The 21,395-nt window shown below is 65.1% G+C and carries 17 protein-coding genes and 1 pseudogene; 6 read left to right on the top strand and 12 right to left on the bottom strand.

Going from position 1 to position 21,395, the window contains the following annotated elements:
* Nucleotides 1–19: 19 nt before the first annotated feature.
* Together phnD and phnC are read right to left on the bottom strand one after the other, a co-directional pair.
* Entirely contained in the window at nucleotides 20–955 is a 936-nt protein-coding gene (phnD, locus tag MTX21_RS28905) for a phosphonate ABC transporter substrate-binding protein (RefSeq protein ID WP_280968029.1), read from the bottom strand.
* 58 nt (nucleotides 956–1,013) lie between these two features.
* Nucleotides 1,014–1,823, bottom strand: coding sequence for a phosphonate ABC transporter ATP-binding protein (phnC, locus tag MTX21_RS28900; protein WP_280968028.1), 810 nt, complete (start codon nucleotides 1,821–1,823; stop codon nucleotides 1,014–1,016).
* A gap of 174 nt (nucleotides 1,824–1,997) precedes the next feature.
* Here phnC and MTX21_RS28895 point away from each other — a divergent pair, with 174 nt between their 5' ends.
* From MTX21_RS28895 to MTX21_RS28885, 3 genes are read left to right on the top strand one after another with little or no spacing between them, the layout of a single operon-like run.
* Nucleotides 1,998–2,669 (top strand): chloramphenicol acetyltransferase, encoded by a 672-nt coding sequence (locus MTX21_RS28895; protein WP_280968027.1) that lies wholly within the window; start codon nucleotides 1,998–2,000, stop codon nucleotides 2,667–2,669.
* Nucleotides 2,666–3,859: an alpha-D-ribose 1-methylphosphonate 5-triphosphate diphosphatase gene (locus MTX21_RS28890; RefSeq protein ID WP_280968026.1), complete on the top strand. Its 1,194-nt coding sequence runs from the start codon at nucleotides 2,666–2,668 to the stop codon at nucleotides 3,857–3,859. Before MTX21_RS28895 ends, MTX21_RS28890 begins: the two co-directional genes overlap by 4 nt.
* Nucleotides 3,860–3,877: 18 nt before the next feature.
* On the top strand, nucleotides 3,878–4,576 hold the full coding sequence (locus MTX21_RS28885; RefSeq protein ID WP_280968025.1) for a DUF1045 domain-containing protein: 699 nt from the start codon (nucleotides 3,878–3,880) through the stop codon (nucleotides 4,574–4,576).
* Nucleotides 4,577–4,579: 3 nt separating this feature from the next.
* On the opposite strand, the gene MTX21_RS28880 is transcribed toward MTX21_RS28885, so the two are convergent.
* The 7 genes from MTX21_RS28880 to MTX21_RS28850 all read right to left on the bottom strand — a co-directional run bounded on the left by MTX21_RS28880 (nucleotide 4,580) and on the right by MTX21_RS28850 (nucleotide 12,272).
* Nucleotides 4,580–5,173: a hypothetical protein gene (locus MTX21_RS28880; RefSeq protein ID WP_280970826.1), complete on the bottom strand. Its 594-nt coding sequence runs from the start codon at nucleotides 5,171–5,173 to the stop codon at nucleotides 4,580–4,582.
* Between the two features lie 83 nt (nucleotides 5,174–5,256).
* Nucleotides 5,257–6,657, bottom strand: coding sequence for a selenium-binding protein SBP56-related protein (locus tag MTX21_RS28875; protein ID WP_280968024.1), 1,401 nt, complete (start codon nucleotides 6,655–6,657; stop codon nucleotides 5,257–5,259).
* A 393-nt stretch (nucleotides 6,658–7,050) separates the two neighbouring features.
* Entirely contained in the window at nucleotides 7,051–7,992 is a 942-nt protein-coding gene (locus tag MTX21_RS28870) for a dihydrodipicolinate synthase family protein (RefSeq protein ID WP_280968023.1), read from the bottom strand.
* A gap of 131 nt (nucleotides 7,993–8,123) precedes the next feature.
* Nucleotides 8,124–10,205, bottom strand: a complete 2,082-nt coding sequence (locus MTX21_RS28865; RefSeq protein ID WP_280968022.1) for a methyl-accepting chemotaxis protein — start codon at nucleotides 10,203–10,205, stop codon at nucleotides 8,124–8,126.
* 117 nt (nucleotides 10,206–10,322) lie between these two features.
* Complete coding sequence (locus MTX21_RS28860; protein WP_280968021.1) at nucleotides 10,323–11,093, bottom strand: enoyl-CoA hydratase; 771 nt, start codon at nucleotides 11,091–11,093, stop codon at nucleotides 10,323–10,325.
* A 13-nt stretch (nucleotides 11,094–11,106) separates the two neighbouring features.
* The gene (locus tag MTX21_RS28855) at nucleotides 11,107–11,475 is read right to left on the bottom strand and encodes a MarR family winged helix-turn-helix transcriptional regulator (protein ID WP_280970825.1); all 369 of its coding nucleotides are present in this window, start codon (nucleotides 11,473–11,475) and stop codon (nucleotides 11,107–11,109) included.
* A 137-nt stretch (nucleotides 11,476–11,612) separates the two neighbouring features.
* Nucleotides 11,613–12,272, bottom strand: a complete 660-nt coding sequence (locus MTX21_RS28850; protein ID WP_280968020.1) for a TetR/AcrR family transcriptional regulator — start codon at nucleotides 12,270–12,272, stop codon at nucleotides 11,613–11,615.
* Between the two features lie 91 nt (nucleotides 12,273–12,363).
* Between MTX21_RS28850 and MTX21_RS28845 the strand changes: the two genes are divergently transcribed.
* From MTX21_RS28845 to MTX21_RS28835, 3 genes are all read left to right on the top strand, one after another.
* A complete protein-coding gene (locus MTX21_RS28845) occupies nucleotides 12,364–13,629 on the top strand; it encodes an HlyD family secretion protein (RefSeq protein WP_280968019.1) in 1,266 nt (421 codons plus the stop codon).
* Nucleotides 13,571–15,190: an MDR family MFS transporter gene (locus tag MTX21_RS28840; RefSeq protein WP_280971318.1), complete on the top strand. Its 1,620-nt coding sequence runs from the start codon at nucleotides 13,571–13,573 to the stop codon at nucleotides 15,188–15,190. Before MTX21_RS28845 ends, MTX21_RS28840 begins: the two co-directional genes overlap by 59 nt.
* Before the next feature lie 127 nt (nucleotides 15,191–15,317).
* Nucleotides 15,318–17,036, top strand: a complete 1,719-nt coding sequence (locus MTX21_RS28835; protein ID WP_280968018.1) for an ATP-dependent Clp protease adaptor ClpS — start codon at nucleotides 15,318–15,320, stop codon at nucleotides 17,034–17,036.
* Between the two features lie 35 nt (nucleotides 17,037–17,071).
* Here MTX21_RS28835 and MTX21_RS28830 read toward each other — a convergent pair.
* The 3 genes and pseudogenes from MTX21_RS28830 to MTX21_RS28820 all read right to left on the bottom strand — a co-directional run bounded on the left by MTX21_RS28830 (nucleotide 17,072) and on the right by MTX21_RS28820 (nucleotide 21,310).
* Nucleotides 17,072–18,734, bottom strand: a pseudogene (locus tag MTX21_RS28830) (tannase/feruloyl esterase family alpha/beta hydrolase).
* A gap of 98 nt (nucleotides 18,735–18,832) precedes the next feature.
* Nucleotides 18,833–20,287, bottom strand: a complete 1,455-nt coding sequence (locus tag MTX21_RS28825; protein ID WP_280968017.1) for a GntP family permease — start codon at nucleotides 20,285–20,287, stop codon at nucleotides 18,833–18,835.
* Nucleotides 20,288–20,290: 3 nt separating this feature from the next.
* Nucleotides 20,291–21,310 carry a patatin-like phospholipase family protein gene (locus MTX21_RS28820; RefSeq protein WP_280968016.1) on the bottom strand — a complete coding sequence of 340 codons (1,020 nt, stop codon included), beginning with the start codon at nucleotides 21,308–21,310 and terminating at the stop codon, nucleotides 20,291–20,293.
* Nucleotides 21,311–21,395 lie beyond the last annotated feature (85 nt).

Raw genomic sequence — 21,395 nt, 5'->3', positions numbered from 1 at the left:
AGTGCATCGTCCCGAAAACTCAGGACGCCTTCTTCTTACGCAGAGCATCGACGAACTTGATCAGCTCGATCGTGCCATCCCAATCCTTGGTGGTCGCGGGATGAAAGCCCTTCTTCTGGCCGTCGGAGAGGCGCTCGAACGCGGCCTTGTCCTTGGTCGGCGCATCGAAGAACGCCTTCGCGATCGCCGCCTTGGCGTCTTCCGGCAGGTCAGAGTTGTAGGCGTAGGGCCCGTTGATGATCGGCGCCGACTTGTGGATGATGCGGAAATCGTCCTTCTTCATCGCCGAACCGTCGGCATTCTTCAGCATGCCCTTGGTCAGCATCTGCGCCAGCGTGGAATCGTCGTCGCTGGTCCACTGGTTGGCCGCGACGTCGACCGTGCCCTGCGCCAGCGCCAGCATCGCGTTCTCATGGCTGCCCGTGAACACGACCTTGCTGAAATAGCCGTCGGCATCCGGAATGCCCATCTTGTCGAGCTCGAAGCGCGGCACGTTGTTACCGGAGGTCGAGTTCGGGTCGACGAGGCCGAGGTTCTTGCCCTTGAGCTGATCGACGCTCTTGTACGGGCTGCTCGCTTTAACGAAGAACACCGAGTAGTAGCCGGTCGAGCCATCGGCGTTGATGTCGTTGGCAAAGGCATCGGTCTTGACGCCGGTCAGGCGAGCGCGCGCGAACGAGGCCGAGCCGTAGCTTGCGATGTGGATGTTGCCGGCGCGCTGGCCCTCGATCACCGCGGCATAGTCATTGGCGATGCGCAGCGTGACCTTCACGCCGAGTTGCTTCGACAGGTATTCCACGAAGGGCGTCCAGCGCTCGGTGACGCCGGAGGCGTTTTCGGCCGGAACCACCGCGAAGGTCAGTTCGGGATATTTGGCCTTCCAGTCATCGGCGTAAGCGGATCCGGCAAAGGCCAGCATGGTGGCGCCGGCAAGGACTAATCTGCGAGTGATCATGGTACCCTCTTCATCGGTTGGGGTCGGTTGACGCAAAACTGAAAACGCAGGCGCTGGCTCAGGCGGCTGCCGCAGTCCCGAGCGCCGGAACGCCTTGAGGCGCGGGCACGGGCATGCCGCCCATGACGTCGGCGGCTTCGAGATCGTACAGCTCTCGCGCGACGTGATCGGTCAGCGCGGACGGCGCGCCGTCGAAAACCACGCGGCCCGCCGCCATGCCGATCAGGCGGTCGCAATAGGTGCGCGCCAGATCGAGCGAATGCAGGTTGCAGAGCACGGTGATGCCGAAGTGCTTGTTGATGCGGAGCAGCGCATCCATCACGATCTTGGTGTTGCGCGGATCGAGCGAGGCGATCGGCTCGTCGGCGAGAATGATGTCGGGCTGCTGGACCAGTGCGCGTGCGATCGCAACGCGCTGCTGCTGGCCGCCGGAGAGCTGGTCGGCGCGCTGGGCGGCGAGCGAGGCAATGTCAAATTGCTCCAGCGCCGACATCGCCAGCGCCCTGTCTTGCTCGGGCCACACTTGCGCGAGCGAGCGCCAGGCGGGAATGACGGCCAGACGTCCCATCAGCACGTTGGTCAGCACATCGAGCCGACCGACCAGGTTGAATTGCTGGAAGATCATCGCCGATCGCGCCCGCCATTGCCGCAGCTCCTTGCCGCGCAGCGCAGTGACGTCGACGCCCTCGAACAGGATGCGTCCGTGCGTCGGCGTCACGAGGCGATTGATGGTCCGCAGCAAGGTCGACTTGCCGGCACCGGAACGTCCGATCACGCCGACGAAGCCGCCGGGGGAAATTTGAAACGAAGCGTCGTCCACCGCAGCTTTTGCGCCGAAGCGGCACGTCAGACCTTCCACCACCAGCATGCAGGGCTCCAGAGTAACTGGCTGCCACCGCTAACGCCGACGCTTGACACTTGTGTGACATGCGCGTTGCCGTGCGGCGATCCTACACACCTCATCCCCTGTCATTGTGGCGTCATGACATTGTCATCGAGCCGCTCGAAGACAGGCGCCCCTCCTCGATCTTTCGGATGCAACATGGTCGCCAAAGTGCTTTCGGTCCAACCGACCATCGATCCCTCGGCAAAGCTGCACGAGACGAGGCTCGGCGCCTATACCGAGGTCGGCGCGCGCACGATCCTGCACGAAGTGACGATGGGCGATTACTCCTACGTGATGAATGACGCGCAGATCACCTACACGACGATCGGCAAGTTCTGCTCGATCGCGGCGATGACGCGCATCAATCCCGGAAACCATCCGATGCATCGCGCCACGCAGGCCCATTTCACCTATCGCTCGAGCGCTTATTTCCCGGGCGAGAGCGACGACGCCGATTTCTTCGACTGGCGACGTCAGCATCATGTCCATATCGGCCACGACGTCTGGATCGGTCACGGCGCGATCGTGCTGCCTGGCCGCAACATCGGCACCGGCGCGGTGATCGCGGCCGGCGCCATCGCCACCAAGGACGTGCCGGCCTATACCATCGTCGCCGGCAATCCGGCGCGGATCGTCCGGCGGCGATTCTCGGAAGAGATCGCCGGACGGCTCGCCAGGCTCGCCTGGTGGGATTGGGATCACGACAAGTTGCGTGAAGCTCTGCCCGATTTCCGCAATCTCGGGATTGAAGATTTCCTGTCGACATACGAAGCACGGGCAAGTTCCCTTACGAGCTCTCCTGCCAGCAAACGAAGCGCGGTCGCGTGACAGACATTTTCCTTGAAGGTGGCCGGACCCTGATCGGCTCCGAGCTCGTCGAAACTTCGCTTGCCGTGTCCGGACAGGACATTGCGCGGATCGATGCGCCTCGCGCCCGTGCGCGGCTGGCGATCGACGCGCGCAACCTGCTGGTCCTGCCCGGCATCGTCGATCTGCATGGCGATGCCTTCGAGCGGCAGATGATGCCGCGCGCCGGCGTCGACTTCCCGATCGATGTCGCGCTTGCCGACAGCGACCGCCAGGCGATCAGCAACGGCATCACCACGGTGTTCCACGCCACGACCTGTTCGTGGGAGCCGGGCCTGCGCAGCGGCGACAATGCGAGGAGCCTGATGGAGGCGATCGAGCGCCAGCGCCCGCAATTCGCCGCCGACACCCGCTTCCACCTGCGGCACGAGACCTACAATCTCGACGCCGAAGACGAGATCGGCCAGTGGCTGGCCGAGGGTCGCATCGACCTGTTCGCCTTCAACGACCACATGGACGGTACCGTTGCCGACATGGCGAAGCCGCGCAAGCGCAACCGCATGGTGGAGCGCACCGGGCTGTCGAACGAAGACTTCGACCGGCTGGTCGATCGCGTGGTCTCGCGCGCCGCCGAGGTGCCGGCCTCGATTTCGCGGTTGGCCGCTGCGGCACGCGCCGCCGAGGTGCGGATGCTGTCGCATGACGACGGAACGCCGGCGATGCGCCGGGAATATCGCGCCCTGGGTGCGATGATCGCCGAGTTTCCGATCAACGAGGAGACGGCGCGGGATGCCGCCGCCAACGGCGACGCCATCGTCTACGGTGCGCCGAACGTCGTGCGCGGCGGCAGCCACACCGGCTGGACCAGGGCGTCCGACATGATCGCCAAGGGGCTCTGCACCGTGCTGGCGTCGGACTATTATTATCCTGCGCAATTGCTCGCGGCGTTCCGACTCGCTGCCGATGGCATACTGCCGCTCACCGAAGCCTGGAATCTGGTCTCCGCCGGGCCCGCACGCGCCACCGGCCTTGGCGATCGCGGCACGCTGGCGGAAGGACGTCGTGCCGACATTCTCCTGGTCGACGACACCGTACCGCTGCGGCCGCGGCTCGTCGCCGTGATCGCAGCAGGGCGGCTCGTGCACCTGACAGATGCGGCGCGGCTGCTCGGCCCCGCGGCCACGCCGCGCGAGGCTGTCGTCGCGGCGTAAAGCGGTTATGCTCAGGCAATGACAGGTTTTCCCCGCTACGCGATCTATCATGCAGCCAGCGCCCATAGCGCTCTCTCGCGTTTTGGCGCCGAGCTGCTCGGCTATGACGCTCACACCGGCAACGAGCTGCCCTTCCCCGAGGAAGCACGGCGTGTCGCGCCGGACTGGCGCGACGTCACCGCCGATCCTCGCAAATACGGCTTTCACGGCACGCTGAAAGCGCCGATGGCACTCGCGCCCGAAAAGACCGAAGCCGAGCTCGCCGCCGCCTGCGCGACGTTCGCCGCGAAAGCGCGGCCCATTCCGGTGATCCGTCCCGTTGTCGATTCCATCAGCGGCTTCATTGCCGTCATTCCGGCCGAGCCGGTCGCCGCGCTCCAGCAGCTCGCCGCTGATTGCACGCGCGATTTCGACTCTTTTCGCGCAGCACTGACCACGGAGGACCGCGCGCGGCGCAAACCCGAGAAGCTGAGCGAACGGCAGCGCGATTATCTCGACCGCTGGGGCTACCCGTACGTGATGGAAGAATTCCGCTTCCACATGACGCTGACGGGGCGACTGGACGCGGAGCGTCGCGGAACGATTATCGAGATGCTGCGATCGCGGTTTGCAGCGTTAAAGCTCGACACGCTGACAATCGATCGCCTCGCGTTGTTCAAGCAGGAAAATGCGAACGCGCGCTTCCGCATCATCGGCGAGTGGGTTCTGACGCGATAACCGTCAGCGCCAGCTCGCAACATTGAAGGCGAGTGCCACGGCGCCGACCAGGACAAGGCTGGTCGCCCAGACTGCATCCAGATTAAACCAGCTTCGCGAGACGAACCTCAGTCCCAGATAGCGGTAGACCAGCCAAGCCAGGCATCCGCCGGCGCTGATCATGGCGGCAACGTGCACCACGGACACCAGCACCGCCATCCCGAGACTTGCCTTCATCAGCGCGCCGGCCGCCGCGTGGCCGGCATCGAGTTCAAAGGCCTGGCAGAGCCCGAGATAGATCGGCACGAGCATCAAGGCCGCGCCGTGAGCAATGGCGACAGCAAACGACCAGAGCGCCAACTGCGTCGGCGGGATCCGTGCCAGCGCCCGCGGATGGCGCCGCTCGATCAGCCGATAGACGCCGAAGCCGATGACGAGGAGGCTCGCACTGAACTGGATTGAACGCTGCCACTCGGCCAGCGCGAGCAGGAACGCGAATGGCAGCAGCACGAGAAGTGTTGCCAGGAGATGTCCGGCCGACAGAGCCCACAACGCACGGACGAGCGCGCGCGGACTCTTGTCCATGAGCCCTGCCGAAACGGCGAGCGGCCATCCCATTCCCGGATTGACGCCGTGATAGAGACCGCTCGCGACGAGAGCGAGCCACAGCCAGCCGAGCGCCGGGCTCGCGTGCCCCCAATCTAGACCGACGGGTAGCAAAACGAATCCGTCGAACAATCGCCGCCCTCCAGCCTGATCTGGTGCGCACGATATCCGTCGGGGAAGCTCACGAAATAGTCCTTGGCGAGCTCGAGGCCGCCGTTGTGGCCGACATTGGCCATGACTTCGACGCCCGGCATCCCATCGGGATAGAACTGGTCGTCCCAGGTGGAATAGAGCGAATTGGTCCAGTACACGCGCCGGCCGTCGCGGCTGATCTCGACCATCTGCGGGCCACCTGCATATGCCTTGCCGTTCGGATGCGGCGCGCGGTGCACGATGCCTCCGGTGCGCACCGAGCCCGCAAGCTTGGGCTTTCTCGGGTCGCTGACATCGTACTGGCGCATCTCGCCGGTGCCCCAACAGGAGACATAGAGGAACCTGTCGTCCATCGACAGATCGATGTCGGTCACCAGTGGCGGTACAGCACCAAAACCCTGCAAGAGCGGCGGAAGCTTCTCTTTGGCTGCGGGCTCCGGCGGGATGGTCGCCGTCTTCTCGGCATGGAATTTCCCGCCCTCGCGCCACCAAGTCCAGATCGAGCCTTCGAGATTGGTGGTGTCGACCACCACGCCGGCAAAGCCGTATTCGCGAACCGGATCGTGCGCGGGCCGTACCTCCAGCGCCATCTGATGATTGGCGCCGAGATCGATGGTCTGCACGTTACGCCGGGCGCGGAGATCCCAGAAGTGGAGACGATGGCCGTATTTGTTCGACAGCAGGTCTTCCGGGACGATCCCGTTCTCGAACTGCGGCGGCAACCCCCATTCGCTCGTCACCATGTAGTCGCGCGGCAGGTTCCACCAGAAATCATAGTGCAGCGTTTGCGGACCGCGGTCGATCTCCCATCGTCCAAGCACCTCGAATGTCTCGCAATCCATGATGAAGACGCCTGGAGGCCCGTTGGTGCCGTCGGTGCCGCTGCCGCCCAAGGTGCTCACATAGATGCCGTCCGGCCCGCAATGGATGGTATGCGGCCGCGAGTAGCCGGTCTTCTTCAAGACCTCCTCGGGTTCGATGATCTTGTGGATCTTGGCCTTGGTCGGATCGGGCTTGGTATCGATGATGTAGATCCGCGACGAGCGCAGCCCGGGGATGATGAGATAGCGCCGCTCGATGAAGGCGTGTCCGGCGAGCGGCGACAGTGCTGAGGAGCAGGCATTCCAGCCGAAGTGATGAAACTCATCGCCCTTGTTGGGCATCGTCACGGTGTGGACGATCTGGCTGTAGGTCGGCGATCCCGGCTTGACGTCGATGACCGCGAGAGCATCCGGCTTTGAGAAATCCGGACTGAGCAGCAGCGTGTAGGCAAAATTCTCAGCAGGTGCTTCCATCGCAAGCTTGGGCGATGCGTGAAAGGTCGGATCCGGCCTCATCGTCATGGCACTGCCTCCCTGTTTCCTCGGTTTGCGCCAACCTGGCTCGGGATAGCGGTATAATGAAGAGGTGTTACGCGATGTCTTGAGATTGCTCCGCTGGGCCTGGCTGACCGGCGTACAATACGTCATCGCCGAGCAGCCGAAAACTGGCCGAACCGCGCCAATTCGACGCCTTCGGCCGAAAGGGCTGAGTGGATGACCGCCTTACATTCAGTGTCGTCCCGGCGAAGGCCGGGACCCATAACCCCAGCATGCAGTTGCAGCGCAAGATAGTGGTTATCAGTCTTCGCCAAACTACTCCCTGTGGTTATGGGTCCCGGATCGGCGCTCCGCTTCGCTGCGCTTGTCCGGGACGACAGGGGAGATATGCGGACGACAGCGGAGTGAGTGGCCCGCCTACTTCCCCCAGCGCAGCGCCAGCGCATCGCGCTCTTTGGCCAGTTCCAGCAAGCCCGTGCGGGTCGCCGGGTGCAGCGGTTGAAGCGGGTGCCGCACGGCATCCGACTTGATCACACCGCCGGCCTGCATCATGACCTTGCAGGCGATCAGGCCGCATTGGCGGTTCTCGTAGTTGATCAGCGGCAACCAGCGCTCGTAAGCGGCCTTCGCCTCGTCGCGCTTGCCCGCAAAATAGGGATCGATGATCTGACGGATGCCGTCGGGATAGCCGCCGCCGGTCATTGCACCGGTGGCGCCGGCATCGAGGTCGGCGAGCAGCGTGATCGCTTCCTCGCCGTCCCACGGACCCTCGATGTCGCTGCCGCCCGCCTCGATCAGGCTCCGCAGCTTCGCGGCAGCGAACGGCACTTCGATCTTGAAGTAACGGACATTGGAGAACTCGCGCGACAGCCGCGCGAGCAGCTCGACCGAGAGTGGCGTGCCCGCCACAGGGGCATCCTGGATCATGATGGGAATCGTGATCGCGCCCGAGAGCACGCGGAAGAATTCGACGATACCCTTCTCCGGCACCCGGAAGGTCGCGCCGTGATAGGGCGGCATGACCATCACCATGGCCGCACCCGCCGCCTCGGCCTGCTTGCTACGCGTGGCACAGACGGCCGAACTGAAATGGCTGGTGGTGACGATGACGGGAACCCGGCCCGCGACATGCTCCAGCACGGCATGCATCACGGTTTCCCGCTCGGCATCGGTCAGCACGAACTGCTCGGAAAAATTGGCGAGGATGCACAGGCCGTTTGAACCGGCGTCGATCATGAAATCGACGCAGCGGCGCTGGCCCTCGAGATCGAGCTCGCCGCGATCGTCGAAGATGGTGGGTACGACCGGGAACACGCCGCGATAGGGGCGTTGGGCCTTGGGTTGTGGCGTGACCGGCATCGAACTCTCCATCCCTGATGTTCTCGTAACTCTGTCGCAGCGCGCCCGTGGCGCGGTATCACAGATGTACTCGGCGCGGAGACCGGCGGCAATGCCGATCCGCGCGCCGTTGGAATGGAGAAGATGTTGGGTTATGCGGTCTTCACCGCTCCGAGGAAGCCCTCGACCGCGACGCGAAGACGATCGGCATCGGCCGACATCTTCCTGACCGACTCGAACAACACGTTTCCGGCATTGCCGGTCTCACGGTTCAGGCTGGCGACGCTGCCGATGGTGTCGGTGACCTCGCGGGTGCCTTGCGCGGCCTGCTGGAAGTTGCGCGAGATCTCGGTGGTGGCCGCGCGCTGCTCTTCCACGGCCGCAGCAATCGCCGTCATCTTCTCGTCGATGCCGCTGATGGCACCGCCGATGGAGCGGATGGCGGCGACCGCCTGACCCGTCGCGCCCTGGATCTCCTCGACCTGGCGCGAGATCTCTTCCGTCGCCGTCGCGGTCTGCGCCGCAAGGCTCTTGACCTCGCCGGCAACCACGGCGAATCCGCGGCCGGCCTCGCCGGCGCGCGCGGCCTCGATGGTCGCGTTCAGCGCCAGCAGATTGGTCTGGCCGGCGATGGCGTTGATCATCTTCACGACTTCGCCGATGCGGCTCGCGGTCTGGTCGAGGATCTCGACCGTCGCGTTGGTCTGCTCTGCCTGCGCCACCGCCTGGCGCGCCTCGTGTGCGCTCGCCTGCACCTGTGCCGAGATTTCGCCGACGGAGGCGGAGAGCTCTTCGGTCGCGGCCGCGATGGTTTCGAGATTGTTGGTGGCCTGCTCGGCGGCAGAGGAGACCGCGGCGGTCTGGCTGCTCGACTCCGAGACCAGCGAACGCATGCCCGTGGCGGTCACATCGAGTTCCTTCGCCGATGCCGCGACGCTCTGAATGACGGCCTGCACCGTGTCGTCGAAGCTGCGGCACGCGGCATCCACGGTGCCGGAACGCGCGAGCTGCAACGCCTGCTGCGATTCGCGCTCCTGCCCCAAACGCTCGGCCGTTGCCGCGCTCTCGCGCAGGCTTTCGAGCGCCGCTGCCATGGTGCCGAACTCGTCGGGATATTTCGACTGCGGAACCGCAGTCGCAAAATCGCGGGCGCCGATGCGCGCGATCGCATTCAGGATGGCGCGCACCGGACGAACCAGGCGATTGCGCACCACGAACACGCCGGCGATGGTCACGGCCAGGGCAAGCAGAAACGCGAACGACTGCACGATGAGGTTGGTGAGGGCCCTCTCCTGAACCGTCTCCGCCCGCGCGATCGACTGGTCCAGGGCCTTGGTCGCGACCGCGACGATCTGCGCGAAGGGAGACTGGCACAGCGCATTCCATTCCGCCGCGGGGAGCGCCGGGCGGCCGCTGCCGTCGAGGTTCTTGGTCAGCTCGCCGATCTGCTTGAGAACGCCGTCGGTCTTGGCCCGCGCGTCCTTCGCCGCGTTGACCAGCTCTGCCGTCACGTCAGGCGCAGCCAGAAGCTCGCCCATACCCGTCCAGCCGGCGGTGACGATGCCGTTCCAGCCGGCAACGGTCTGCTTCTGGGTCTCGTCGAGCGGCTTGCTCGTGTTGATGTTCGGACGCAGAGATGAGCACTGGATGCCGTAGCGGTCGCGCACCTGCCAGGCGAGCCGGCGGACCTGAATCATGCGGGCGATGAAGGGATCATTCGTCCAGGCCCGGTTCGACACCGCCGTGGACGCCAGGTTCGCCGTGTCGATGACCTTGGTGACGGCATCATACCAGGCGCTGGTGCGCTCGATCTTGCGCTCGGCGCGCGGCCGCTTTGCCTCGTCATAAAACAACTGGAACTGCGGCGCGGCGTCGCTCCAGCGCTGCTTCAGCGTGCTCGCGAGATCGTCGCGTCCGGCAAACTCGATGGTGGAAAGCGCCGCGGCGATCGCTTCATAACCCGCCTGCTCGGCCTTCTCGGCTTCGCCGAGCTTGGTGCGCGGATCGTCGTCGCCGAGCAGCGCGCTCTGGGCATCGCCGCGATTGTTGCGCAGTGACAGCACGCCCTGGAAGATCGCCTTGTCGGCCGCGGCCAGGCGTCCGGTCTCGAGGCTGTCGCGATAGCGGCCGAAGGCTCCGGCCATCTGGATCGCCGTGCTGGTCAGGGCTCCGACCGCCAGCAAGGCCATCAGGACCAGGAGGAGCGTACTTACCGATTTCTTAAACATTGCCATGAGTCTGGGGGCCACCGCTTCGATGGCGGCCACCTTGCATCGCGACATGCCAAAGTTCCGTTAAACTTTTAATTGAATTGCGGACAGCTCCCGATTTGCCTCCGGGGCAGACCGGATTCACGCGACCTTCGTGAAGTCGGGCGGGCGGCGCTCGGCAAACGCCGTGAAAGCCTCGCGCGCCTCGGCCGTGCGCAGGCGCTGCGCGAACTGCTCGCTTTCCGCGTTCATCTGCGCGATCAGCACCTCGCCATTGCGCATCAGCCGCTTGGTTGCGGTCAGCGCGCCGGCCGGCTGGCGAGCCAGGCGCTGAGCCAGCGCGAGCGCTTCAGCATTGAGCCTGTCGAGCGGCACCACCCGGTTGGCCAACCCCCATTCCAGCGCCGCCTTCGCCGGCACGGTCTCGCCGAGTGCGAACATCTCGTAGGCACGCGCGTAGCCGATGCGTGCCGGCATCAGCAGGCTCGAGGCGGCTTCCGGCACCAGCGCAAGGCTGACGAACGGCGTCGACAATTGCGTATCGTCGGCGAGCACGACGAGGTCGCAATGCAGCAGCATGGTGGTACCGACGCCGACGGCGCGGCCCTGCACAGCCGCGACCAGCGGACGGGTGCAGCGCGCCAGCGACTGGATGAAGCGCACGACGTTGCGGCTACCCTCGGACTTGCCGCTGGCCACTGCCGCGAACTCGCCCACATCGTTGCCGGCGGTGAACATGTCGCCCTCGCCGCGGATCAACAACACGCGGACCGACGGGTCGAATTCGGCGGATTCGATGGTGTCGGCGAGCTTGCCGTACATCGCGTCTGTCAGCGCGTTCTTCTTGTCGGGACGCGCCAGGGTCAGCGTGAGAATTCCGCCGTTGCTCTCGATCCGCACATGCTCGGTCATTGGTCTGCTCCTCTTATTCCTCTGGATCTCTTGGAAACTTGTCCTGAATGCTCGTCAGCCAGCGCGCGACGATGTCGATCTCCGCGCGGGTGAATCCTTGCGTCAGCGCCGCATTGACCTCCGCCGCGGCGGCTTTGGCCTGCGCCAGCGCAGTACGGCCCTTCGGGGTCAGCCAGACGCGCCAGGCCCGTCCGTCCGCGCGATCGGCCCGCCGCTCGACCAGCTTTGCCGTGGCCGTGCGGTCGACGAGGCCTGAAATGCCGGCCGGCCCGAGATCGAGCGCCGCACCCGCCTCGCCCATCAGGATGCCGTCCTGCTTGCCGAGGATGAACAACAGCCCCGCCTGCGCCGGCGTCACCTCACTCTCGGGCTGCGACGCCATCCAGCGCTGCAAACGCCGCTGCGCGACGCTCAGCAGATAGATCAGCCGGTGATGTCGCGCCGCGCTCACGCGGGCTTCAAGTTATTTCGCATGCGAAACATCTAACCAAGCCGCGGGCGGTTGTCAAAGGGCCATCGCTATGGCGATGCGGCGCGACAGCCATTCAGAAAAAGGGTCGCGCAGCTATGCACGCGCCGCTCGATCTGCTTGCGCGAGGGCAAGGCTATGCCGCCATAGATCGCCGCGCGCTGCGGTGCCGATGCGACCATGCCGATCAGCATGCCGGCGGCCTCGTCGACGTCATCGAGCGCGATGCGCTGCTTCTTCACCTGGACGCGGAGCCAGTGCGCGAGCGCCCTAACGGTGCGGGCAATGCCATTCTTGTAGAAGTTTGCGGCAAGCTCGGGGAACGCGGCGGATTCCTGCAGCACCATGCGCTGCAACGCCACCACCTCCGGATCGAGCGCGAGATCGGTGCAGGCGAGCAGCGCGGCGCGCAGGCCCGTCTCGATATCGATCTCTTCGTTCGCCTTGAGATGGACGTCGGCGAGCAGCCGCTCGAGCCGGTCCGCGCACATGGCCTCGAACAGCGCGGCCTTGCCCGGAAACAGCCGGTAGAGCGTCCTGGTGGAAATGCCGGCGAGGCGCGCCAGCTCTTCGGTGCTGGTGGCGGCATAGCCGTCGACGGCGAAGGCGTGACGTGCGGCGTCGAACACGATCTGCTTCGTCTCCTCGTCGCTGCGCAGTTGCGGCCGCCCGCGGGGGCGGCATTCCCTGACAGATTTTTCCTGAGCCATGTTTTTACATGATGCCTGTCATTCCATTGACAGTCCCAAAGCTAATCCTATTTTGGAAACCGTCAAGTTTCCTAATTCAGGGGAGCCGGCCATGACCGTCCACACCAGCCCGTCCAAGACCGAATCCGCCGTCGTCCCGACGGGTGCGCTGGAGGGCGTTCTGCCCGCTCCGGCCCCCTCCGCCTTTCGTCAAAAGCTGAACCTTCGCAAGCTGTTGCTGGCAGGGGTGGCGGTTCTCGCGCTGGCGGGGGCGAGCTGGTATGGCTACGACTATTGGACCGTCGGCCGCTTCCTCGTCTCCACCGATGACGCCTACGTGAAGGCCGACAACACCACCATCGCGCCGAAGGTCAGCGGCTATCTCGACCGCGTCCTGGTGGGAGATAACGAGCATGTGAAGGCCGGCCAGGTGCTGGCGCGGATCGACGACCGCGACTTCAGGGTCGCGCTCGACCAGGCCAGGGCCGATGTCGCCGCAGCGAACGCCACGGTGACGAGCAAGGAAGCCCAGCTCGAGGTTCAGCAGGCGGTGATCGCGGCAGCGAAGGCGACGATCGACGTCGACACCGCTGCGAAGACATTCGCAAGCCAGGAGAACAAGCGCTACACCGACCTCGCCGCGACCGGCTATGGCAGCCTGCAGAATGCGCAGCAGGCGCAGGCGCGCGATGCCGGCGCGGACGCCGCGATCCAGCGCGACAATGCCAATCTCACCTCCGCCCTCAAGCAGGTCGATCTCTTGAAGGCCGAGATCGTGCAGGCCAAGGCCGCAGCCGCGCGGGCCGCGGCGATCCAGCAGCAGGCCGAGCTCAACCTCAGCTACACCACGATCGTCTCACCGATCGACGGCGTAATCGGCAACCGCACGCTCCGTGTCGGACAGTATGTGCAGGCGGGAACGCAGTTGATGTCGATCGTGCCGGCCGAGGGGGCCTATGTGGTCGCCAACTTCAAGGAGACCCAGCTCACCCACGTGCGTGCGGGACAGACGGTCGAGATCGAGGTGGACACCTTCCCGGGCCAGATCGTGCACGGTCACGTCGATTCCATCGCGCCAGCCAGCGGCCAGGAATTCGCGCTGCTACCGCCGGATAACGCCACCGGCAATTTCACCAAGGTGGTGCAGCGCATTCCCGTCAAGATCGCGCTGGATGCCAACACCGTGCCCGCGATCGCGCTGCGGCCCGGCATGTCCGTGATCCCGACCATCGCAACACGTTCGAGCGCGCCGACCGCGGATGCGGCGACCGCGCCCAAGGCAAAGATCAAGGCCAAGCTCGTTTCCGGAGGGTCGTGCCATGTCAAACAGCCTCTCAATCTCGACGCCGACAGCCGCAACGCCGGCCGCGACGCCTGATCGCGCCGCCGTTGATCCCGACCGCGCGAGTGCGGCCACCTGGATCGCCGTGCTCGCCGCCATGATCGGCTCGTTCATGGCGATCCTGAACATCCAGATCACCAACGCCTCGCTGCTCAACATCGAGGGCGGCATCGGCACCGGCGCGGACAACGGTTCCTGGATCTCGACGTCGTACCTGATCGGCGAGATCATCGTGATCCCGCTGACCGATTATTTGAGCCGCGTGTTCTCGTTCCGCCGCTACATGCTGGCAAGCGCGACACTGTTCGCCGTCTTCTCGGTCGCCTGTGCCTTCACCCACGACCTGCCGTCGATGATCGCGATGCGCGGCCTGCAGGGCTTTGCCGGCGGCGTGCTGATCCCGATGGCGTTCACGCTGGTCCTGACCAAGCTGCCGAAGCCGCAGCAGCCCATTGGCCTTGCGATCTTCGCGCTGTCCGTCACCTTCGCGCCGGCGATCGGCCCGACCATCGGCGGCTATCTCACCGAGACCTATGGCTGGCGCACCATCTTCTTCGTCAACGTGATCCCGACCGCCGTCATGGTGGCCGCGCTTTATCTGACGCTGGAGCGGCAGAAGATGCAGCTCGGCCTTCTGAGGGAAGGCGACTGGGCCGGCATCGTCACCATGGCGATCGGATTGTCGGCGCTGCAGGCCGTGCTCGAGGAAGGCAACAAGGACGACTGGTTCTCATCGCCCTTCATCGTCAGGCTGGCGGTGATCGCAGCCATCAGCCTCTCGCTGTTCGTCGCGATCGAGCTGTCGATCGAGAAGCCGCTGATCCGGCTGCGGTTGCTGACGCAGCGCAATTTCGGCTTCGGCACCGTCGCCATGACGATGGTCGGCTTCGCGCTGTTCGGTTCGGTCTACATCCTGCCGGCCTATCTTGGCCAGGCGCAGGGCTACAATGCCGAGCAGATCGGCAACGTGTTGGCCTGGACCGGTCTGCCGCAGCTCGTGCTGATCCCGCTGATCCCGAAGCTGATGCAGCGCTTCGACACGCGCTATATAGCGATCACCGGTCTTCTGATCTTCGCCTATAGCTGCTTCATGAACACCGCGATGTCGCCGGACTATGCCGGCGACCAGCTCTGGATCCCGAACATCGTGCGCGCCGTGGGACAGGCCATGGTGCTGACGCCGCTGACGTCGGTTCTCTCCGGCGGCATTGCACCACAGGATGCGGCGGCCGCCTCCGGCATCAGCAACATGTTCCGCAATCTCGGCGGCGCGATCGGCACGGCGACGCTTGCGACCATCATCACCAAACGCGAGCAGTTCCATTCCAACATCATCGGCCAATCCGTCACGCTAGGCCGCGAGGAAGTCCGCGCCCGCATCGCACAGATGACGAACTACTTCATCGCGCATGGCGTGCCCGATCCCAACGCGGCACGCGAGCAGGCGATCATCGCGCTCGGCAAGACCGTCAAGCGCCAGGCGCTGGTGATGGGCTATTCCGACACCTTTGCCGTCATCGGCGTGGTGCTTGTGCTGGCCGCGATCGCCGTGCTGCTGACGCGGCGCGTGAAGGCGGCCGGCGGACCTGCGCATTAGGGGCTTCGGTCCTCCGCATATCCCTGATTGAAAGTTTGCGCGGCCGTCGCACTTGACGGCCTCCTCACTTTATGTTCCTTATTTGTTCCATTCAAGTAAAGGTTGTATCAACGGAGTTGTTTTGGCGATGAGCGATATGCGCAGCGAACGCGAACCAGCCCAGCTCGTAATCCACAATGATGATGACACTCCGGATGAGTTTGTCATCGAGCTGCTCCGCCGGGTTTTCGGCAAGTCGGAGCGTGAGGCGATCGCCCTGGTGACGAGGATTGAGCAAGAGGAAAAAGCCGCCTGCGGACCCTACCCGCAATCCGTCGCCGAAGCGCTGTTCAAATCCGCCCAGCAATACGTTTGCCTCGCACGCCATAGCCTGAAGATCACGCTCGAAGAGATCAAGACGCCATGCGAGCTGTGCGGCAAGCCAGAGGGACAGACAGATGTTCGGCTCGGCAGCCGCACGATCTGGCTGTGCAGCGACTGCATTCGTGCAGCAGACAGCACCTCGGACGAACCGGAAGAAGAGTTCGACTATGCCTGCGACGTTCTGGACTGGCACTTCACCAACGTTCCGCGCAGCAAGCTCGTGACAACGGTCCGCCAGTTTCCCGGCCACATGCGGGCAGACGTCCAGGCGGCCATCGATCGACTGTTCAGCACCGCGATCCGGCTGTACGGCATCAACGAGGATCAACGTTACGAGACTCTGTCGATTTCACGACTTCTCCGCGAAGGGCGCCATGCGCAGGCGCTCGCCCCGCTCCAGTATTTCGATCTTGAGATCGGCGAGAAGAGTCCGGTCAAATGCCTCGACAACGGGCTCTGGCTGTGCGCGCAGGGTGATCTCCGCTATGCCGTGTTGCTCTGTGTACATCGCGAATATAGCCGTGAGAGCGGCATCCGGATCGAGATCGCGGTGCCCTCGGGCTCCGCAGGCGCAGCCCTCGTCCAGCAATGCTTCGGTGAACTGGAAGAGGCCGTGCAAGCCGCACGCACCTATCGCGGCAAGATCCTCTCGCTCGACGCCGATTCCGACTATCGCGGCCGCTCACGCGGCATCACCGTGCACCGCTTGCCGCCGGTCGCACGAAGCGAGGTGATCCTGCCGGAGCAGACCTTGCGGCTGCTCGATCGCAACGTGCTGAATTTCGTCGGCACCCGCGACCAACTGCGCCGGCTCGGACAATCGACGCGCAAGGGCATCTTGTTGTACGGGCCGCCGGGCACCGGCAAGACCCACACGATCCGCTATCTCGCGACACACTTGCCTGGGCATACGACGCTTATAATCACCGCGGAGCAAATGGGCCTTCTGGGCGCTTACATGAGCCTCGCACGTTTGCTTCAGCCCTCGATGGTCGTGATCGAGGATGTCGATCTCATCGCCCGCGACCGCGACGACATGGGCCCCTGCGAGGAGTCCCTGCTGAACAAGCTGCTCAACGAGATGGACGGGCTGAAGGAGGATGCGGACATCCTGTTCGTTCTGACCACCAATCGGCCCGAAGATCTCGAAGGCGCGCTCGCTGGCCGCCCCGGCCGTATTGATCAGGCCATCGAAGTGCCGCTTCCCGACGAGAGCGGCCGCAGCAAGCTGGTCCAGCTCTATGGCAAGGGACTGCCGCTCGAAGACGCGGTCGTCGTTGAGGCCGCCCGACGCAGTGAGGGTACGAGTTGTGCCTTCATCAAGGAGTTGATGCGGCGGCTGGCGCAGGCGAGCCTTGCGCGCGATGGTGGCAACTCCATCATCTCCGCCGACATCGACGAGGCGCTCGACGACATGCTGTTCTCCGGCGGCCGGCTCAATGCGCGGCTTCTCGGCGGCGCGCAGCAGATGGCGGCGGGGTGAAGCCCCGCGGCCACGACCGCCCGGTTGAGCACCCTTTAGAGTGCGCAGGTGAAGCTCGATGCCTCCGTCACCGGGCCGCTCTTGTAGTGCGGCCAGGCCGGCCAGCGGCACAACGGCAGCGCGCGTAGCACCGCGAATGACGGCGCCTCGAGCTTCTGCTCGGTGACCTCGAGATCGCCGGGCGCCTTGCCCTTCTCGACCCAGTCCACCAGCACGCTCAGTATGTCGACATTGGCCGGCGCCCCGGAGCCGACATGGTCGACGCCCGGCGCGGTGTAGAGCCGCGCGAACTCCGCGGTCTCGGACTTGCCGAGCTTGCGCTCGACGCTCTCGAAATAGCGGATACCGGCATACGGGCTCTGCGCATAGTCGGCCATGTGCTCGAGCATGATCAGCCGGCCGCCGCGAGCGCGGAAGCGACTGAGATCGGGATTGGTCGAATCCATGAGGTCCGAGACCTCGAGCAGCCGCGCCTTGTGCTCCTCCACCTTATAAGTGGTGACGTCCAGCTTGGGATTGCGCGCGAACACATATTGGATGCCGCCCGCGCCGTAGATCCAGGCGATGCCGTTGTTGGGCGCAGGCGGCTGCGCGGGCGGTGCCGTGCCGAGCCACCATGCGACCCAGCCGCCGGTCGGACCGACGGCCGGCGTATCCTCTCCCGAAACGCCCCAGCCGGGATAATCGTCTAGACCATTGGCGAGTGCGAACGGGAATTTGTAGGTCGCATGCAGCGTGTCGATTGCCTTGATTTGTGCGTCGGTGAGGCACTTGTCGCCGGCCTGGCCGCTCGCACAGCGCAGCGTTTCGACCTTGAACGCTGCCTTGCAGGCCACGGGATCCTGTACCAGCGCATCGTCGGAGCCGTCCGCCTTGTCGCAGGCCGCCCGCACCGCATCGCCCACGAGCTTCACCTGCGCCGGATTGATCCAGCCGTCACCCATGGTCACGAGGCCCGAGCGTGTGCCGGCGTGCTGCAGGCCGACCCAGTTGATCACGGGCACGCGCGAGAAAATGCCGTCGAAATCGTCCGGATAGCGCTGCGCCATGGTGAGGCCTTCGCGGCCTCCCTCGGAGGAGCCCATGAAGTACATCTTCTCGGGCTTCCTGCCATAGGCGCGCTCCATCAGCGCAACGGCGGTATCGCGCACTTTCTTGTAGGCGCGATGAGAGAAATTCTCGAACGCTTCGTCGTTGAGCGCGAAGAGCTGCGGCGGCTCGCCGGGCTTGGATTCGTGGCCGGAGTCGGGTGCCGTAGGTGACGAAGCCGCGGGCGAGTGGCGAAGGCTTGTCGAAGGGATAGGCCGGCGGCAGCGCGAGGCCCGTGATGAGCACGCCGTTGAAGCCGCCGCCACCATACTGCACGGAGCGCCCGTTCCACTCGACCGGCAGATTGACCTGGAACTTGATCGGCGGCGCCTTCGGATCGGTCGGCTCGATATGGCCGAGCACCTTGCAGAAGGCGGGATTGGCCGGCGTGATGCGCCCCGAAGGCGTCGGCCCGCGCTCGGCCACGGCGAGTTGCGACGGCGCCTGCAACGTCGCGGCATCGATCTTCACCGCATCGCCTTCGCCGGCGAGGCTCTTGCAGACTGCGTCGGCATCTTCCGACAATGTCGCCGCGAATGCGGCGTTTGTGCCTAGCGTGATCATCCCGCCCGCGAGCAACGCACGCAGTCTCGCATCCATTCGCGCCATCGTTTCCACCCTTATTTGTTTCTCGTTCGATCCGACAGGAGGGCGGCATTCAATGCGACCTTCAATAGCCCGTCAATTCATTGACATCCGCATCCAAGCTAGAACGACCCCAGCGCGCCGCCCAGTGTGATGACAACCACCAGCGCCAGCAACGATGTCACGATGCCCACCATCACGATGTCGAAATAGCTGTCCTTATGCGTCAGGCCGCAGATCGCGAGCAGGCTGACCACGGCGCCGTTGTGCGGCAGTATGTCCAGCGTCCCCGAACCGATCACCGCCACGCGATGCATCAGCGAAAGATCGATCCCGGTGCGTGCGGCAAGTTCGACATAGTTCTGGCCGAGCGCATCGAGCGCGATGGTCAGGCCGCCCGATGCCGAGCCGGTCAACGCGGCCAGGATGTTGGTTGCCACCGCCAGCGACACCAGCGGGCCGCCTTCGATTGCGAGCACCCAGTCGCGTACCGCCGTAAACGCCGGTAGTGAGGCGACGACCGCGCCGAAGCCGACGAGGCTGGCGACGCTCAGCGCCGGCAGGACCGACGCATTGGCGCCGGCGTCCATGGTCTGCCGCAGCGCCGGTAGCCGGGACCAGTTCAGCACGATGGTCGCGACGATGGCGGCAGCCAGCGCGACCGCGACCGACCACACGCCCGCCACGGCGGCCAGCGACGTGCTGCCGAAGCGCGGCTCGGCGAGATAGTCGACGTCGAGCCGCGGCAGCACCACCAGCGACATCGCGAGATTGACGGCCACGACGACGATCAGCGGCAGGATGGCGCTTGCGACCGGCGACGGCGTACCGCTGCGATGGCCGTGCTGCAGCTCCGCCGGATCGAACTCGCGCGCCGTAGTGGCGCGTTCGCGCACGAGCTCATCGGCGGCAGCCCGCTCGGTCGCATCCTTCGTGTCCTCGCCATAGCCTTCACCGGCGCGGCGCGCGGCAGCTTCGGCACGATGCAGCCACCACAATCCCGTCGCAAGCATGACCAGGGAGGCGAGGATGCCGAGGCCCGGCGCGGCAAAGGGCGTCGTGCCGAAGAACGGCATCGGGATGGCATTCTGGATCGACGGCGTGCCCGGCAACGCAGACATGGTGAAGGTCGACGTCCCCAGCACGATCGCGGCCGGGATCAACCGGCGCGGAATTGCGGCGGCACGAAACAGCGACCGGGCCATCGGCACGATAACAAAGAACGCGACGAACAGGCTGACGCCGCCATAGGTGACCAGCGCACCGGCTAGCACGACCGCCAGCATCACGCGCCGCTCGCCGAGACGCGCCGCCATGAAGCCGGCGACGGATGTGACGGCGCCGCTGTCGTCCATCAGCTTGCCGAAGACGGCGCCGAGCAGGAAGATCGGGAAGAACTGCGCCAGGAACCCGGCCGCGCTCGCCATGAAGACCTGCGTCAGGTTCGCGAGCAGCGGCTCGCCGCCGAACAGCGCGGCAACGAGCGCGGCGAAAGGCGCGAGCAGGAGAACGCTCCAGCCGCGAAAGGCGAACACCACGAGCAGGCCGAGCCCGACGAGAAGGCCAAGAAGACCCATGCCTCAGCACTCCGCCAGTAGGGCATCGAGATCGCTAGTCGAGCGCCGGCCGATGTCCATGCCGTGCTCGTCCAGAAACGCTTGCGCGGCCAGCCGCCCCTCGGCCCGGAGCATCGAGATGAATTCCCACTCCGCATTGAGCTTGGATGATGCGCCGAACTTCGCCAGCATGTCGCTCTTGATCCGGTGCATCCGCATCTTCGCCCAGCGCGCACCTTCGCCGCTGCCGGGATCGGCGGCCTGGCGCAGCAGCGCGATCATGCGCAGCTCCTTCATCAGCGGCGAGTTGAAGGAAATCTCGTTCAGGCGGTTGAGGATCTCCGCCGCCGTCCGTGGCTCCTCCGGCCGCTCGGTCGGATTAATCTGTACCAAAATGGTGTCGTAGGCATCGCTTTCGCGCACCAGCGGCGTGATCGTCGGATTGCCGGCGAAGCCGCCGTCCCAATAGGGCTCGCCGTCGATCTCGATCGCGCGAAACATGGTCGGCAGGCAGGCCGACGCCAACAGCACGTCTGCCGTGATCTCCGCGTTGCGGAAGATGCGCCCGCGCCCGGTCCGCACCCTCGTCGCCGTGATGAACAGCTTGATCGGCGAGCGTGCGAGGCGCTCGAAATCGATGCTCTCGGCCAGCACAGCGCGCAGCGGGTTGTAGCCGGTCGGATTGAGATCGTAGGGCGAGAGCACGCGCGACATCAAATCGGTGAGGATGTAGGCCGGCGAGGTATCGAGTGTCCAGCGCCCCATCAGCCGGTCGAGCGGCGAGCGCTGCAACGGACTGAGGGCCGCCGCGCGCGACACGCGCTGCCAGTACTGTTCGAGCGCATCACGCGCGCCGTCGGCACCGCCGGCCGTCCAGCCGTCCGCCAGCACGGCCGCGTTCATCGCGCCGGCGGACGTGCCGGAGATGGCGGCGATCGTGAGCCATTTTTCTTCGAGGAGACGGTCGAGCACGCCCCAGGCGAACGCGCCGTGCGAGCCGCCGCCTTGAAGTGCGAGATCAATCAGTACGGCGTCCCGTTCCATCGGCACCCACGCGACTGAAGCTCAAATTCGACGCGATTTGTACCACGCCGAGGATGAGCCAGTGTAGAGAGCCGTGGCCGCTTGA

The sequence above is a fragment of the Bradyrhizobium sp. ISRA430 genome (genome assembly GCF_029909975.1).
Classification (GTDB): Bacteria; Pseudomonadota; Alphaproteobacteria; order Rhizobiales; family Xanthobacteraceae; genus Bradyrhizobium.
This window is presented reverse-complemented; position numbering and strand designations above follow the sequence as displayed.